The organism is Terrimonas ginsenosidimutans (assembly GCF_022012415.1).
Classification (GTDB): Bacteria; Bacteroidota; Bacteroidia; order Chitinophagales; family Chitinophagaceae; genus Terrimonas_A; species Terrimonas_A ginsenosidimutans.
Genome location: NZ_JAKLTR010000013.1, coordinates 20,951 through 37,360, shown reverse-complemented (window position 1 = coordinate 37,360; position 16,410 = coordinate 20,951). Strand labels below are relative to the sequence as shown.

16 protein-coding genes are annotated in these 16,410 nt (G+C 45.4%); 5 read left to right on the top strand and 11 right to left on the bottom strand.

Annotated features, from left to right (window positions below; genetic code table 11):
• Positions 1-48: 48 nt before the first annotated feature.
• The 9 genes from nuoF to LZZ85_RS18845 all read right to left on the bottom strand — a co-directional run bounded on the left by nuoF (position 49) and on the right by LZZ85_RS18845 (position 8,448).
• Positions 49-1,407, bottom strand: a complete 1,359-nt coding sequence (nuoF, locus tag LZZ85_RS18885; protein ID WP_237874910.1) for an NADH-quinone oxidoreductase subunit NuoF — start codon at positions 1,405-1,407, stop codon at positions 49-51.
• Positions 1,408-1,567: 160 nt separating this feature from the next.
• Entirely contained in the window at positions 1,568-2,068 is a 501-nt protein-coding gene (locus LZZ85_RS18880) for an NADH-quinone oxidoreductase subunit NuoE family protein (RefSeq protein WP_237874909.1), read from the bottom strand.
• Between the two features lie 88 nt (positions 2,069-2,156).
• Positions 2,157-3,380, bottom strand: a complete 1,224-nt coding sequence (locus LZZ85_RS18875) for an NADH-quinone oxidoreductase subunit D (protein WP_237874908.1) — start codon at positions 3,378-3,380, stop codon at positions 2,157-2,159.
• Positions 3,381-3,481: 101 nt separating this feature from the next.
• A complete protein-coding gene (locus tag LZZ85_RS18870) occupies positions 3,482-4,072 on the bottom strand; it encodes an NADH-quinone oxidoreductase subunit C (RefSeq protein ID WP_237874907.1) in 591 nt (196 codons plus the stop codon).
• Positions 4,073-4,122: 50 nt separating this feature from the next.
• Positions 4,123-4,707 (bottom strand): NADH-quinone oxidoreductase subunit B, encoded by a 585-nt coding sequence (locus LZZ85_RS18865; RefSeq protein ID WP_284698430.1) that lies wholly within the window; start codon positions 4,705-4,707, stop codon positions 4,123-4,125.
• Positions 4,708-4,919: 212 nt separating this feature from the next.
• Positions 4,920-5,315, bottom strand: coding sequence for an NADH-quinone oxidoreductase subunit A (locus LZZ85_RS18860; RefSeq protein ID WP_237874906.1), 396 nt, complete (start codon positions 5,313-5,315; stop codon positions 4,920-4,922).
• Between the two features lie 169 nt (positions 5,316-5,484).
• Positions 5,485-7,230 carry a tetratricopeptide repeat protein gene (locus tag LZZ85_RS18855; RefSeq protein ID WP_237874905.1) on the bottom strand — a complete coding sequence of 582 codons (1,746 nt, stop codon included), beginning with the start codon at positions 7,228-7,230 and terminating at the stop codon, positions 5,485-5,487.
• A gap of 46 nt (positions 7,231-7,276) precedes the next feature.
• Positions 7,277-8,209, bottom strand: a complete 933-nt coding sequence (locus LZZ85_RS18850; protein ID WP_237874904.1) for a PstS family phosphate ABC transporter substrate-binding protein — start codon at positions 8,207-8,209, stop codon at positions 7,277-7,279.
• Positions 8,206-8,448: a DUF2116 family Zn-ribbon domain-containing protein gene (locus tag LZZ85_RS18845; RefSeq protein ID WP_237874903.1), complete on the bottom strand. Its 243-nt coding sequence runs from the start codon at positions 8,446-8,448 to the stop codon at positions 8,206-8,208. Before LZZ85_RS18845 ends, LZZ85_RS18850 begins: the two co-directional genes overlap by 4 nt.
• Before the next feature lie 262 nt (positions 8,449-8,710).
• Here LZZ85_RS18845 and LZZ85_RS18840 point away from each other — a divergent pair, with 262 nt between their 5' ends.
• The 5 genes from LZZ85_RS18840 to LZZ85_RS18820 all read left to right on the top strand — a co-directional run bounded on the left by LZZ85_RS18840 (position 8,711) and on the right by LZZ85_RS18820 (position 14,188).
• Positions 8,711-9,199 carry a low molecular weight protein-tyrosine-phosphatase gene (locus LZZ85_RS18840; RefSeq protein WP_237874902.1) on the top strand — a complete coding sequence of 163 codons (489 nt, stop codon included), beginning with the start codon at positions 8,711-8,713 and terminating at the stop codon, positions 9,197-9,199.
• Between the two features lie 4 nt (positions 9,200-9,203).
• Positions 9,204-10,577: a histidine--tRNA ligase gene (gene hisS / locus LZZ85_RS18835; protein ID WP_237874901.1), complete on the top strand. Its 1,374-nt coding sequence runs from the start codon at positions 9,204-9,206 to the stop codon at positions 10,575-10,577.
• A gap of 24 nt (positions 10,578-10,601) precedes the next feature.
• The gene (locus LZZ85_RS18830; RefSeq protein WP_237874900.1) at positions 10,602-12,245 is read left to right on the top strand and encodes a DUF4836 family protein; all 1,644 of its coding nucleotides are present in this window, start codon (positions 10,602-10,604) and stop codon (positions 12,243-12,245) included.
• Between the two features lie 92 nt (positions 12,246-12,337).
• Positions 12,338-12,979 (top strand): ATP-binding cassette domain-containing protein, encoded by a 642-nt coding sequence (locus LZZ85_RS18825; RefSeq protein WP_237874899.1) that lies wholly within the window; start codon positions 12,338-12,340, stop codon positions 12,977-12,979.
• Positions 12,980-12,988: 9 nt separating this feature from the next.
• Complete coding sequence (locus LZZ85_RS18820; protein WP_237874898.1) at positions 12,989-14,188, top strand: hypothetical protein; 1,200 nt, start codon at positions 12,989-12,991, stop codon at positions 14,186-14,188.
• Between the two features lie 84 nt (positions 14,189-14,272).
• On the opposite strand, the gene LZZ85_RS18815 is transcribed toward LZZ85_RS18820, so the two are convergent.
• Both LZZ85_RS18815 and LZZ85_RS18810 read right to left on the bottom strand, forming a co-directional pair.
• Positions 14,273-14,860, bottom strand: a complete 588-nt coding sequence (locus LZZ85_RS18815; RefSeq protein ID WP_237874897.1) for a DUF4843 domain-containing protein — start codon at positions 14,858-14,860, stop codon at positions 14,273-14,275.
• Positions 14,861-14,881: 21 nt separating this feature from the next.
• Positions 14,882-16,390 carry a RagB/SusD family nutrient uptake outer membrane protein gene (locus LZZ85_RS18810; protein WP_237874896.1) on the bottom strand — a complete coding sequence of 503 codons (1,509 nt, stop codon included), beginning with the start codon at positions 16,388-16,390 and terminating at the stop codon, positions 14,882-14,884.
• Positions 16,391-16,410: the final 20 nt, after the last annotated feature.

Below are 16,410 nucleotides of genomic sequence, written 5' to 3'. Positions count from 1 at the left end.
ACTCTTCACGTCTGCCATATTTTTAATTTTTACTTTTTAATTTTTAACTCACACAGTGGCCGCTATCTCCAGCGGATCCGCATAATGCGCAAGCCCGTAATTCCGCTTCACTGCTTCATCCGGATTCAACACGTGCCATTCAAACTCATCCCTGAAGTGACGGATCGCTGCCGCCACCGGCCATGCAGCTGCATCACCTAAAGGACAAATTGTATTTCCTTCGATCTTGCGCTGGATATCCCAAAGCAGATCGATATCACTCATCTTGCCCTGGCCTTTCTCCAAACGCAGCAATAATTTCTCCATCCACCCTGTTCCTTCACGGCATGGCGAACATTGTCCGCAGCTTTCATGACGGTAGAAACGCGCAAGTGTATATGTATTCTTAACTACGCACTGATCTTCGTCGAGTACGATGAAACCACCAGACCCCATCATGGTACCGGTCGCAAAACCGCCATCACTCAGGCTTTCATAGTTCATCATACGTGTTTCGCCTTTTGCTGTTTTCAGCAGGAGGTTGGCAGGAAGAATAGGAACAGATGAACCACCCGGGATACAGGCTTTCAATCTTTTTCCATTTGGAATACCGCCACAATATTCATCGCTGTAAATGAACTCTTCCACACTGATGGTCATATCGATCTCGTATACACCCGGCTTGTTTATATTGCCGCAGGCAGAGATCAGCTTCGTACCGGTTGACTTACCCACACCGATCTTCGCATATTCATCACCACCTTCATTGATGATAGGAACAACCGCACAAATGGTTTCAACGTTATTCACTACCGTTGGACGATCCCATACACCTTTGATCGCAGGGAACGGAGGCTTGATACGCGGGTTACCTCTTTTACCTTCCAGGGATTCGATCAACGCTGTCTCTTCACCACAGATATAGGCACCGGCACCACGATGTACATAGATCTCACAATCAAAACCGGTTCCCAGTATATTCTTACCCAGGAATCCATTGCTGCGTGCCTCTTCGATAGCCTGTTCAAGGATATCGACTATCCACCAGTATTCCCCGCGGATATAGATATAGGAGTTATTGCTGCCTAATGCAAAGGAAGCAACGATCATTCCTTCGATCAGGATATGCGGAAGGAACTCCATCAGGTAACGGTCTTTGAATGTGCCTGGCTCTGATTCATCTGCATTCACCACCAGGTGACGGGGAACTCCTTCTGGCTTTGCCAGGAAGCTCCACTTCATGCCTGCAGGGAAACCCGCACCACCCCGGCCACGGAGGCCTGCCTTCTTCACTTCTTCAGTAACGGCATCAGGAGCCATCGACTTCAATGCTTTTTCCACTGAGCGATAGCCACCTTCACGACGGTATACATCAAAATACCTGATGTTCTCTACGTGTGCTTTTTCCAGTAATAATTTTCTTCCCATCTGAAAAAATTCAAAAGTCAAAAGTAAAAATTAAAAAAGCCCTGCTATCCGCATTTTCTTTTTTAACTGGTACTTCCCTTTATTTGATTTATGTTTTTCAAAAGCAATAAAGTAATCACTACTTGAAGTTTTTTACTTTTTACTTTTTAATTTTTACTTTTTAATTATTTGTCGCTGCTGATTTCCGGCACTCTTCAATGATCTCATCCACACGTTGCGGTGTCAAATGTTCTTTGTAATGTTTACCCATCTGCATCATCGGAGCATAACCGCATGCGCCAAGACATTCTACAGCTTTTAATGTGAACATACCGTCTTCAGTAGTCTGACCAGGTTTGATACCCAGTTTCTGACCGATATAAGACACGATATCATCAGCGCCGCGAACCATACATGGACCTGTCTGGCAGACTTCAAACATGTAGCGGCCGACCGGTTTCAGGTTGAACATGCTATAGAATGTAGCTACTTCATACACCTCGATCGGGGAGAGTTTCAGGATCGAAGCCACATAATCCATTACGGGAACATCCAGCCACCCACCGAACTCCTGTTGTGCCAAATGAAGTACAGGTATCAGCGCACTCTTTTGTCTTCCTTCCGGATACCGTGCGACGATCTTTTCTACTTCTTTTAGTTTATTATCTGAAAACTGTATCATAAACAAAGTAAAAATTAAAAAGCACCCCGCTTAACAATTGTCAGCACATTCAAGTCAAAAGCGGGGTTACTTTTGACTTTTTACTTTTTTACGCGTCCATTTCTCCTGCGATCAGGTTTAAACTACTCATCACAATGATCGCATCGCTAAGCATAGCACCTTTTGTCAGTTCTTCGAAAGCCTGGTAATAGATAAAGCAAGGCCTGCGGAAATGAAGACGGTAAGGCGTTCTTCCGCCGTCACTGACAAAATAAAAACCTAATTCACCATTTCCTCCCTCGACAGCATTGTATACTTCACCTGCCGGCATGTTGATCTCACCCATAATGATCTTGAAATGCCAGATCAGCGCTTCCATTTTTGTATATACATCTTTCTTTTCAGGAAGATAATACTCCGGAACATCTGCGTGATATACGTCTGCTTCAGCGCCTTTGAAATCCTGTAATTTTTGCATCGCCTGTTTGATGATGCTCATAGACTGCCACATCTCCTGGTTACGTACAAGGAAGCGATCATAACAATCACCTGTTGTACCAACAGGAATATCGAATTGAAAATCTTCGTAGCTGCTGTATGGGCTGTGGATACGTACATCGTAGTCAACACCTGCTGCGCGCAGATTTGGACCGGTGAATCCATAATTCAATGCACGTTCTGCACTGATCGCACCGGCACCAATGGTACGTTCCATAAAGATCCTGTTACGGTTGAACAGGTTCTCAAATTCAGTCAATACTCTTGGATATTCGTCCAGGAACTTCTGGATCTTGGTAAAAGCGATATCGTTGAAGTTCCTTTCGAAACCACCGATACGGCCAATATTTGTAGTCAACCTTGAACCGCAGATCTCTTCGTAGATCTCGTAGATCAGTTCTCGGTATTGCATTACATAAAGGAAGCCAGTGAATGCTCCGCTATCCACGCCAACGATTGAGTTACAGATCAGGTGATCAGAGATCCTGGCCAGCTCCATGATGATCACGCGGAGATAATCGACACGCTTAGGAGTTTTTACTCCAAGCAGCTTCTCGCAGGTAAGATGCCATCCCATATTGTTGATAGGTGATGAACAATAGTTCAACCTGTCTGTCAATGGAGTGATCTGGTAAAGGTTTCTGCGTTCAGCAATCTTTTCAAATGCCCGGTGGATATAGCCGATGGTCTGTTCGGTAGACACAATACGTTCGCCGTCGAGCTCAAGTATATTCTGCATCACACCATGCGTTGCCGGGTGCGTTGGCCCCAGGTTCAGCGTGGTGGTAGTTTTCTCAATGCTTCCTTCCGGTAATTTTATATGTTGTTCTGACATGTGCTGCGCAAATTAAAAAGTCAAAAGTAAAAATTTAAAAACCCGATACAATAACCGTTGCCAGATCAGATGTCTCTATTTTTTACTTTTTAATTTTTACTTTATATGATTTCTTCTCCTACGTTGTCCTTATCTGATTCGATGATCGTTCCTTGTTCTGTCTTCTCTGTACCAAATCCCATTGATCCGCCACGGCCGAACATTTCATCGTCTTTATCAACCCTTGTCTGGTCTTCAAGCGGAAACTCTTTCCGCATCGGGAAATATTCCATTTCATCTACGTTCAGGATGCGTTTCAGGTTAGGGTGACCTACGAAGTTGACCCCGTAGAAATCATATGTTTCCCTTTCCATCCAGTTAGCTGCAGAAAATAATGCTGTTGCCGTGTAGACATCCGGCTTTGCAACAGGCGTAAATACCTTGAAGCGGAGGCGTATGTTATCTACCAGGTTATGCAGGTGATACACTACCGCCAGTTCACGGCCGGGCTGATCAGGATAATGAACAGCGCAGAGATCGGTCATGAAACGGAATTTCAATTCTGAATCATCATAGAGGAATTGAAGCACTTTCAGGTTGAGATCTTTCGGCGCTTCAAAGGTGAGCATGCCGTAAGTTTCTTCAAATCCGCTGACTTCTGTGTCGAATTTCTCTATTAACCGTTGTTTGATATGTTCGTTGGTCAATGCCATAAAGTCAAAAAAATTAAAGCCAAAAGCATAACACTTTTGACCTTTCGATGCTATTGAATACCGTAACTTTCGAGTAAGGCTTTATACTGATCACTGTTTCTTCTTCTCAGGCTTTCTTTTCCTACGAGGTCCTGGATACGCATAACGCCGTCGATGATCGCTTCCGGGCGTGGAGGACATCCGGGCACGTAAACGTCCACAGGCACAACCTGGTCGATTCCCTGCAATACGCTGTACGTATCAAATACTCCGCCGCTTGACGCGCAGGCTCCTACAGCGATCACCCAACGGGGCTCCGCCATCTGGAGATAAACCTGTTTTACCACGGGGCCCATTTTCTTTGCGATCGTCCCCATCACCATCAACAGGTCGCACTGACGGGGTGAGAATCCTACACGTTCGCTACCGAAGCGCGCAAGATCATAGTGAGCAGCCATGGTTGCCATGAACTCAATGCCGCAGCACGAAGTTGCAAAAGGCAACGGCCAGATTGAATTTTTACGGGCAAGACCGATCACACTATTTAAAGAAGTGGCGAAAAAACCTTCACCCTGGTGGCCTGCAGGCATTTCAGCCATGCTGATATCGCTTACAAGCTTCTTTTCGTTTACGTTATATGATACTGGACGTGACATAGTTACACAAATTAAAAACGCGAATTCCGCGAATTGATCATTCTGCGGATCAGCGAATTACGCAATTAAGCAATGCGCGAAGTATGTTGATCATGAATCATGCAGAAGACTGGCAATCTCAGGAACTACATAAACCGCGAGTTAACACTATAACAGGTACAACAATCCTGCCCTCATGGCTGTCCGGGCAAACCAGTTTGCCGGATGCCCGGTTAATCTTCCCACTTCAAAGCACCTTTTTTGATAATATAAGTGAAACCGCAGAGGAAGAACCCTACAAACATCAGTACTGCCCAGAAGCCGCTCCAACCTAATTCTTTGAAGTTCACGGCATAAGGGTAGAAGAAGATCACTTCTACATCAAAAAGAACAAATAAAATAGCAGTGAGAAAGTATTTGATAGCCATAGGCTGCCGCGCATCACCGTGCGACTCAATACCACTGGCAAAGTTTTGAAGTTTGTCACTTGTTTTTCGCTTTGGTCCAAGCAGGTGTGTGGCAACCATAAGTACGGAAACCAGGCCAACGGCGAATATTAACTGAATAGCAACCGGCAGATAGGAGCCGGCTTCAGCTGTGGATGGATTAATCTGGAGGAGATGGATCATAATTTCTAAGCCTCGGGCAAAAATAAGGTAGCAACATCAATAATCCTACATTAATTGTGGATAAGAAGGTTTTAAGAGAGGTCGACCAGCTTGTCAATCGCACCTGGAGAGGTGCCGGGGAATAAAAAAAGCCCCTATGAGAGGGGCTTTTTAAAATATTATCTTTCTGTTATCCGGCGCTTGTCTCCCGTTTACCGGAATCAGTTTTACCAGAGGAACCTGTTCTTGGCTGAGTGGATGGAGCTCTTTGGCTACCCGATTTCTCCAACTGCTGTTTGATGCTCAGCAAACTTTGGTTCGCCGGATCCAGTACCAGCATTTTGTTTACAAACTCCAGGGCTTTAGCACCGTCTTTTGCAACGTTAGCATAATATTCTACCAGGAAACCAGCAGCACTGAGGAATTGTTTTTTGTACTTCGCTGTATCTTTCTCTGCGAATTCAACAAGTCTCAATGCGTCAGGAACTGCAATGCTATCTTTTTTGGTGGAATCGATCACACGTGCATTATTGAATTTCCATTCCCAACCGTACACTTCGTCAGGATATTTCTCTGTGAACTTCACGAATGCGGCGTATGATTTGGCATTAGCACCACCGAAGTAATATGCACGACCAACGTCAAACATTTCGTTGATAGTTGCTTTAGGTTTCAGGTCAACAAGCATGCTTGCCAGGTCACCCTCTTTTTCACGAAGGAATTTTTTATCGGGAGCCAGCGCTTTTGTTCTGAACACTTCAGCACCTCTTTTCAGCAATTCGATCTTATTTTCAAGGATCGTATCAGCTTCCACACCTGCTTTGTAAAAAGCAAACAAAGAATCTTCCATACCCGGAATTACTGAATAGATATCCGCTTTCAGTCGGTAGTCATTTGCATTCAGTTCTTCGCGTGGCGCTTTTGCAAACAGCAGATCGATGTATTGTTTTGCAGGCGTAGTGTCTTTTTTCTGAACATACGCATCAGCGATCAGACGGTAAACGATCGGCTTGGTTTTATCACCAGCCTGGGAGATCAGGTTTTTCGCCTCTGCGATAGCCTGGTCAAATTCTTTCTTCGCCCATTTTGTCTGAATAGCAAGGTATGCGTTCTGTGGATCAGGATCTGTATTTTGTATAAACTTTGCAGCATCCAGTTCCGCAGCTGCGAAATCTTTTTTCACCAACAGCTTGTAGTAATACAGGTCATAATATGCAGGAGCGAACTTTGGATCTTTTGCTACCGCATCATTCAGGTATTGCTCATACAATTCCCAGTTGCGCTGAGAATAGAACAGTTGTGCAAGACGATAGTAAGGTGCGCCGAAAGCAGGATTGATCTCCGTTGCTTTTCTATAATTTTCAAACGCTTTTCCACCGCCTTCGCCCGGACGAGCTTTGCGGTAAGCGTTACCAAGGTTCAGGTAGATCTCTGCATTCTTCTGATCGCGCGCTGCCGCTGCTTCCAGTTTCTCGATTGCATAATTGATATCACCTTTTTTCTCTTTGTCAGTATATACTTCTGTGATCGCACGACCAACTGCATTGAGGATAGCAGGATCGTCACCTTTTTTACCGCGGGACATCACGATAGCAGATTCGAATCGCTGGCGGGCTTCACTGACCTTGTTTTCGATCAGTTCAACATGGCCTTTACCCACGATTACCAGAGGAGCGTTTGCGCTCGCCAGTAATGCTTTGTCGTATACATCATTGGCCGCTTTGATATTGTTCGTTTCGATGAAGGTCTGACCCAACCAGTAGATGGCTTCAAGATTGTTAGGATTTGACGCGACAAGCTTTTCAAAAGTAGATTGTGCACTCTTGAAACGTTCTGCGTAAACATCATTAATGCCATCCTGCAGTGACTGCGCCATACCAACACCACTGAACGCCAGCAATGCCGTCACCAAAAATGCGATTGAAAATTTCTTCATGTTACTTTTCGCTTTTTTTTAAGAGTTGTAAATATAACTACTTTGTTCATTCATCCCTGAGTTGCACAGGCCGGAGCGTAAATTTTTTCTGTGTCGGAACCAGGTATGCTCTTCTGAAAATCAGCTGCCCGATCTGACCGCTCATAAAGTCCGCAAATCCGTTTCCAAGGCCTTTGTGCTTCTCTTTCAGTATGTATACCAAATCACGTACCATTGGGTACCTTTTCATGTAAATATTTAGCTGCACGGGCAAAACATAACTTCCCTCCGTATCTGTGCTTTCTAACTGCGCTATTCTGACCTTCTTAAGAAAGCTAAGTTGATTTCCATCATCTTTATTCCCGATCCAGCTTACGCCGATAAACCCTACAGCATCAGGATGTGTTGCCACATAATTGATCACTTCTTCACTTGTAGATGCAGCCATCGCTTTGGGCGTCAGTGCTTCGTCATGCAATACAGAATCGACGATGAACCGTACCGTGCTGGTTGCCTGTACTCCGTCAAAAACGGGGATTAAATTTTTCTTAAATTTCCCCGTCAGCACTGCTTTCAGCTCATTCATCGTAAATAACGAATCAGGCGCTCCGGGATGAACGATCACAGCAACAGCATCTCTTGCAACCGTTAACTGTACCGGCCCTACCAGCAATGAGTCTGTCAGAAATTTTTCTTCGGCAGGACTTGCTTTTCTTGTCGCAATGATCATCCGGATACTGTCATTCAACAGGTCTTTAAGACATTCCGCTTCCGGTTTATACTGGACGGCAATCGTTGTCCCCGGGTTATTGGATTCATACACCGCAACCTGTGCGTCCACTACTGGTTTGAAAGATTCATCAGCACTGATAATGATCCTTCCCCTCTTTTCTGTATCCGTCAGTTTTGCTCGCTTTTCCTGGTATGATTCGCATCCTGCAAACAACACACAGGATAAGACAAGCGCAGTAAAGAAAACGAAGCTTCTATACCCTTTCATTTAAAATAGTTTTTCTTATACCCCCGGTATATCCTCCAGCTTCCATATGCAAAGAACATGACACCAGCCACCTTATCCCAAACATCGGGTTTGAAACGTTCATTGAATGCGATATCAAACTGATCTCTGAAGAAAAGGAACACACCAAAAAACAGGATCACCGCTCCGATGCCGTAGTCGAATACTGCGCGCATGGAAGATACCTGTTTTTTCCTCTTCTTTTCATATTCTTCAATCATGTATGTTGTTTTCGGAACGGGCAAATTATTGATTTTTTGAGTTTTTCACGATTAAATATTGAGATGCAAAGGGAGGGAGTTTTCCATAACGATTGTTAGTATAGTTGCCCATTGATCGTTCAGGGTTGACCGGCCACCGTTGACCAGACAATAGCCATTTTCTCAGAATTGTTCATTTCGCTCCGTTAAGAATCGAAAACCGGGGACAGGGACAACGATGAACGGTCAGCGGACAACGGTCAGTGAGCCCTATCTTTGCCCCATGAAAATCCTAATGGTATGCCTCGGAAACATCTGCCGCAGTCCGCTGGCAGAAGGTATTCTGCAGGATAAGGCCTTTAAGGCGGGGCTCAACTGGAGTGTTGAAAGCGCCGGTACGAATGGGTATCATAACGGCGAGGCGCCCCATCATCTTTCTCAAAAAGTGGCGAAGCTCAATGGCCTTGATATCTGCAGCCAGCGCTCACGCAAGCTTACACCGGATGATTTCGATGTGTACGACCGCATCTATGCCCTTGCCGGAGACGTGAAAAGCGAGATCAGACGCATTGCCAGGGGAAAATATGATGCGTCAAAGGTAGAACTGCTCATGAATGAATTGCATCCGGGCAGCGATATGGATGTGCCGGATCCATGGTATGGTACAGAGCCGGGCTATCATGATGTCTATAAAATGATCGCAGATGCCTGCGATGTGATCATCGAAAAATACGCTAACATTTCCGTGAACAACGGAGTCAATTCTCAATAAAATAATGGCAAAACCAACTGTCAGCTTACCACAGGGGACCCGCGATTTTGGTCCTGACACTGTTCGCAAACGTCAATATATCTTCTCAACCATACGCTCCGTGTTTGAACTCTACGGCTTCCAGCCATTGGAAACACCTGCCATGGAAAACCTCGAAACCCTGATGGGGAAATATGGAGAAGAAGGTGATAAACTTATTTTCAAGATCCTGAATAACGGGGTTGACAATAAAAACAAAGAACAACTTTTTCGGGATGGGTTTGAAAAGATCCTCCAGGGCAAGAACACAAAAGACATTACCGAAAGAGCGCTGAGGTATGATCTCACCATTCCTTTTGCGCGTTACGTGGCGATGAACCAGGGCCAGCTTAGTTTTCCGTTCAAACGTTACCAGATCCAGCCGGTATGGCGGGCGGATAAGCCACAACGGGGGCGTTACCGGGAATTCTACCAGTGCGACGCGGATGTGGTTGGCAGCACCTCTCTTCTTAATGAAGTTGAACTCACTATTTTATATGCTGAAACCTTCAAACGTCTTGGCGTTCCGGTTGAGATCAAGCTCAATAACAGGAAAATACTGGCAGCCCTTGCTGAAGTCTGCGGAGGTGTCGAAAAGATGATCGATATAACCGTGGCAATTGATAAACTGGACAAGATCGGGATCGAGAAAGTTGAGGGAGAGTTAGAGCAGCGGGGCCTTGATGCTGATCAGATCGCAACTATCCGCAAGTACCTTCAGGTAACCGGATCGAATGAAGAAAGGATCGGGCAGATCAAAGCGCTGCTTGGCAGCACCACTTCCGGAGCGGCAGGAATCAGCGAATTGGAATTTATCCTCGGCTATTTCGATCAGTTGGACAGGCCGCCGGTTGCCGTTGACTTTACACTTGCCCGTGGCCTCAACTATTATACAGGCACTATTTTCGAGGTCAAAGCCCTCGGCGCGAATATGGGCAGCATCGGCGGCGGCGGCCGTTATGATGACCTGACCGGCCTTTTCGGCGTACCGGGCATTCCCGGCGTGGGGATTTCCTTTGGGGTTGACAGGATTTATGATGTAATGGACGAACTGAACCTGTTCCCTCCGGACGTACAGGTCGGCAGCCAGGCCCTGTTCTTTAACCTGGGAGATGCTGAGGGCCGGAAGGCATTCAGCCTGTTGCAGCATCTGCGTAATGCCGGTGTCAGGGCAGAACTGTTTCATGAGAACACCAAATTCGACAAGCAATTCAAATACGCGGAAAAGAAGAATATACCGTTTGTGATTATTATCGGCAGTAAGGAACTAGCCGAAAACAACTGTGTAATCAAGGATTTGCGCACTGGCGAACAAAAATCAGTATCATTAGATGAACTGGTGAATTTTTCTTTTCTTTAGACTCCAAAAATCAATGACCCAATCATGATGAAACGTAACCCTCTATTGCTTGCGCTTGCCGCAGCAATAATCCTTTTTGCCGCTTCCTGTAAAAAAGGTGGCAAAACAGGCCTGCTTGTCCCGAAAGAAGCCGCTGTGGTGATCTACTTCAACGCTGGCTCCCTTTCTTCCAAACTCAGCTGGGCTGAGATCAAACAAAGTGAATGGTTCAAAGAACTGCAGAAAGAAACTTCTGACTCACTTGCCCGTAAGCTGATGAATGACCCTGCCGTTTCCGGTCTTGATACAGACAAAGGTTTTTGCTTCTTTATGGCACCAAGAGGCCGTGGTGCATACGTTTCTTTCCAGGGCTCAATAAAAGATCAGGCTGCATTTGAAGCGATGGTAAGATCTTCAGGCGAAGCAGGCGCTCCAAAGAAGTCGGGCGATCTGAACGTACTCGAGTCTGAGGGTGCCATTCTTACATGGAATGCCTCTACGTTCGTGATCATTGCCGACGCACCGGTCAGTGGCGCAAACAACCCGGGCGCCCAACGCTTCTCTAACGACAGTCTCACGCTGTTCGCAAAAAACACCTACGCATTAAAAGGAAAAGCATTGCTTGATGAAGACTCAAGGTTTGCTGACCTGATCAAAAGCAAAGGCGATATGCATATGTGGCTTAGCGTATCCAACCTTTACAGCAGTGCTGGCATGGGTATGGAAATGATGACGAACATGCTTAAGTTAAGTACCCTGACAGAAGGAAACATCGGTACAGCTACGTTGAGCTTCGATGAAGGCAAGATCAATTTTGACGGCAAACAATACTATGGTAAAGAGCTGACCAAGCTACTCTCAAAATACAGTTCAAAAGGGATCGGCGATGAACTGACCGGGAGACTGCCCGCAGGAGATGTACTCGTGGCAGGTGCTTACAGCTACCCTATGGGAGTGATCATGGATATTGTTAAACTCGTTGGCGCTGATGGCCTGGCAAACATGTTCCTCGGACAGAAAGGCATTACCCTTGATGATATAGGAAAAGCCTTCAAAGGCGAAATGGCATTTGCTGTTACTGATGTTGAGCAGCGTATTGACACCGTTAAATACGAAGGCTATGATGGCAAAACACAAAGCTATGCGACGACCAAAACCGACCCTACTTATGTATTCGGAGCAGCTATTGACGATCAAAAATCATTTGATAAACTGTACAACATCTTTGGCGAAGAGATCAAGAAGGTTCCATCAACCGCAGGAACAGTAAAAACTGAAAAAGGCTGGTTGCTGATCTCCAACTCAAATGATGTAACTGCGTCCTTCTATGCTGGCAATAATAAACCTGCTTACGCAGATAAGATCCAAGGTCACCAGTTTGGTGTTTTCTTCAACCTGCAGAAATTGTTCAGTGTAATATCAACAGACGTAAGAGACAGCACTGGCGTCAAAATTCTTGAAGAATCAAGAAAAACATGGCAGGACGTTGTGATGAGTGCTGACTACAAAGGCGGTGAAGGCGAATTCCATTTTGAGGTGAATCTGCTGGATAAAGGCACTAATAGTCTTAAACAGATGAACCAATATGCGGAAAAGCTTAATGCCATCCGACTGCAGGAGCGCAGCCGCTGGAACGAAGTAACGGTAGATTCTGCATCAACAGAAGCTCCACCAAAAGCATTTAATTAATCATTTCAATAACAGGATTGTTCGTTGTGCGATGTTTTATTGAGCATCGGGCAACGAACAATTTTTTTAAAGACCATTTATAAAAACGTCACATGCAATTAGCGATAAGCAAATTACTTCCGACGTATTTTGAGAAAAGCCGCTCCGAAACTTCAGAGATCTGGGGTAAAGATCTCCTATGGAAAAAAGGAGAGATGATCAAGATCGTCGCACCATCCGGCAGCGGCAAATCATCACTGATCAATTTTCTGTATGGAATGCGGAAAGACTATGAAGGCAACATCCGTTACGACCAACACGATCTTGATAAGACAGATGCGGAATCTCTCGCCTCGTTAAGAAAGGATCATATAAGTATTGTGTTTCAGGATCTGCGGTTATTTCCTCACCAGACCGTCCAGGAAAATCTGGAGATCAAACGACAATTGAATCCATATCATCCGAAAGAGAAGATCGCCGAAATGGCAGAACGCCTCGGTATCGGAAAGAAATTACCGTCTTTAGCAAGGACATGTTCTTATGGAGAACAGCAACGTGTGGCAATCATTCGCGCATTGATGCAGCCGTTCGATTTCCTGTTACTGGATGAGCCTTTCAGTCATTTGGACAACAGGAATTCCGAGCTCGCGATGCAATTGATGCTGGAAGAAACAAGAGCCCGTCAGGCTTCGATCGTATTTGCAGATCTTGAACGGATAGAATTCTTCCCATTTACCAGTCTTTATCACTTATAATCTTTTATTGTGGCTGTATCATTTAAACCGATAAAACCATTGCTGCAAACAGGGACCAATTCTGCGTCAAGATGGTTTTCCTATGCAGGTCTTGGTATAGGGGTGCTGCTGTTGCTTTGTTCAATACAAATGTTCATCAACATTCAACGCTTACTTAAAGAAGGAAGTATCCGTAAAGATGGGTTCGATTATATTTCGATCACAAAATCTGTGACGAATGAAACGATGGGAACGCCTGATAAGAATCAGTTCAGTGACAAAGACCTTGCTGAATTGCGCGCACAACCTTTTATAACCGGCGTATCTCCCCTTCTTCCCAACGATTTCCGTGTAACACTGGGAGCCGGCAGTGTTCTCGCATTCAATACAGACATGTTTCTTGAAACGTTGGATGACGACTTTATTGATACACTTCCCCCTACTTTCAAATGGCAGGAAGGTGAAACCAATATACCGCTCATTCTATCCTCTGACTTTTTTGAAATATATAATGTCTTCGCGCCCGGGCAGGGTCTCCCACAGATCTCAAGAGAAACGGCTATGGGTATTCCTGTTCAGATCACCTGCGAAGGGAATGGAGTGTCTGAGGTGTTCATCGGGAAGATCGTAGCATTCAGTGATCGGGTAAATTCTGTACTTGTTCCCAAGAATTTCCTTGTTTGGTCAAACAGGAAGTTCGGCAAGGGACAGGAAGTAAAGGCTTCCAGGATCTTTGTTAAAACAAAAGATGCGAACAGTACTGAATTGCTGCAATTTGTAGACAGCAAGAAGTACAGTCTTAATAAAGACAAAACGCTGCTGGGTAGAAATAAGATGGTGATACAGGGGATATTCAGCGGGCTGGGGATCTTTGGGCTGCTGGTCGTTCTGCTGGCATTGATGTTGTTCTCTTTCTATTTGCAACTGGTGATTGCAAGAAGCAAGGACAGTTTACAATTATTGCTGACGCTTGGTTATTCTCCACGCTGGCTTAGCACGAAGGTGTCTGCCTTATTTATTCCAGTGTATGCGACAGTAGTAATTGCCGCGGTGCTTGTGACACAATTAATGCAATGGTCGTTTCATCATTTTGTGATGTACGATCGACCGGAGTTGTCTTCAGTGCTTCATTGGTCGGTTCTTTGTGTGGCGTTTTTGCTGATACTGCTTTCTGTATTTACCAATAACCGGCTTGTGAGATCATTGCTGTACAAGCTGCATAACAACTAAGAACTGCCGGACCGACCATATACATAATAAAAGAGAAAAGGTTATCCGATTGGATAACCTTTTCTCTTTTATTGAAGACTGGAATTAACGTTGATCGATAGCCAGACCGACTCTTGCGTAGTTCGGATTTGGCCTTAACGAACCTGTCGAATCCAGTTGGATTCCGAGGAATCTTGCTTCGGTTGCTGCCGTACCTGTATTCAGTACATTAACCTCGATAAAACCATACGAGCTATTAGCTGGAATGGTTACCGTACCCGGAAGCGCTGTAAAGTGAGTGCCTGCAGCGGCGCTTTGCAGATTCAGCGTAGCAGCAGCTCTGGTTGGAGTTTGGCCAGTCATTGTTGCGGCAAACGCAGCAGTTGGTGTCGGTGAAGTGGTGAACACTTTATAACCGATTGTTTGATCCTGGGGAGATTGCGGTCCAACCAGGTTAACCCTGATCCTTACGGTTCCGTTGAATCTTCTCAAAGTAGAGTCAGAAGCTGTAACCAGCGGACGTCCACCAAACGGGATTCTTGTAAGAATGGGATAAGTTGCTCCAGTTGCATTGGAGTTGAGTGGAGCAGCGTCAATTTCTACGACTGTCTCTCCTTTGAAAGTTTTATCCAATTGCTTTACGCATGAGCTTAAAACCAAAGGAATACCTATAAATAAAAGTACTTTTTTCATAATTCGTGTTTCATTCAATTTTTAATACCCGAAATTTTGAACCATGTTAGGGTTGCCATCTACTTCTCCTACAGGTATTCTGGGGAGCAGTCTGAAGTCGTTCGCTGGTAAAGTAACAGTAGGGTTCGACTTGGTGATGGTCAGGCCATATCTTTTCAGATCGTAGAAACGGTGTCCTTCGAATGCGAACTCCAGCATGCGTTGACGGAGGATCTCATCCAGCAATGGCTGACCCGCTAAAGGAGCGCCTGGAGTGTAACCAACGATCCTTGCAGTATAGATCGTGGTAAGATCAGCGTTAGCACCGACCTCGTTGCTAAGATGGTAGCGAGCTTCAGCTCTGTTCAGGTAAAGCTCAGGCCAGCGAAGTACAACTGTGTTATCCCAATTGGCAGAACCATTCTTACCCATCCATTTTGTGCACTCTATATAGTGACCGGAAGCATTCACGCCCCATTCGAACAGTCTGTTACGAACGTCACTACTAAAAGTCAAAGCAGGAAGAGGTGCTGATGCAGATAATAATACAGGATATCCCGCGATGCCAAGCTGGCTCAGCAGGAATCCGTTTGGTACGAGGTCACCCTGACCGGTTCTAACACCACCAACTGCACCTGGAGATGCAAGTGTAGTATGTGTTGCCGCGAGAGAGGTGTTTACACCAAGGTTTTCACCCAGGGTTGCAAACCAAACCTGGAAGATCCCTTCCGGATGGTCAGCAGCTCTCCAGCCGGTGATATAGTTAGCGGTAGTGGTCATCGTTCCGATACCACCTGTCAGTGTGATCGCAGCAGTTGCGAACGAATCTGCTCTCTGCCAGTTACCCTGATACAATGCTACGCGTGATCCGAGAGCCAGCGCAGCATGTTTGCTTGCATAGTTACGGCCTTTGTTCGCATTGCTCAACAGACCAACAGCAGCGTACAGATCATTCATGATCTGGTTGTAAACGTCAGCTGTTGCGGCGCGTGAAGGTCTGAACTCAGCAGCAGCAGCAGCTGAATTGAACCCCTGTAAAGTAAGCACGACGCCACCTTTATCCTGAGAAGGAACGGTGAATGTTGGAATGTATGCGTAGTTCTTTACAAGATCGAAGTAATACAGCGCCCGTAAAAATTTAAACTCACCCTCCCATCTCAGCTTTTCAGCATCTGTAGCATCTCCAACTCCGCCGATAGCTGCCAGTGTCAGGTTGATCTCATTGATCGCACCGTAGGAAGTAGTCCAGTTTGCCATGTTTGACAAAGACTGGTTTCGGTTTTCACCTAATAAACGTGAAGAACGTCCGTTTGCAAAAGCGATATCAGCCATCGCATCAGGAACAGAAAACATGTCACGGCCATACTGGCGTTCACTTTTTAAAACCGAGTATACTGAATTGAGTGAAGCTTCAATACCGCTCTTTGTTCTCAAAGCCAGATCCGCATCCAGCGATGTACGTGAAGGAATATCCAATTGCTTCTTGCAGGACTGAGCGAAAACTCCCGCAATAACGCTTAGCATTAATATCTTGACTCTCATTTTTGTCATGGTAATTTTTTTAACAATAA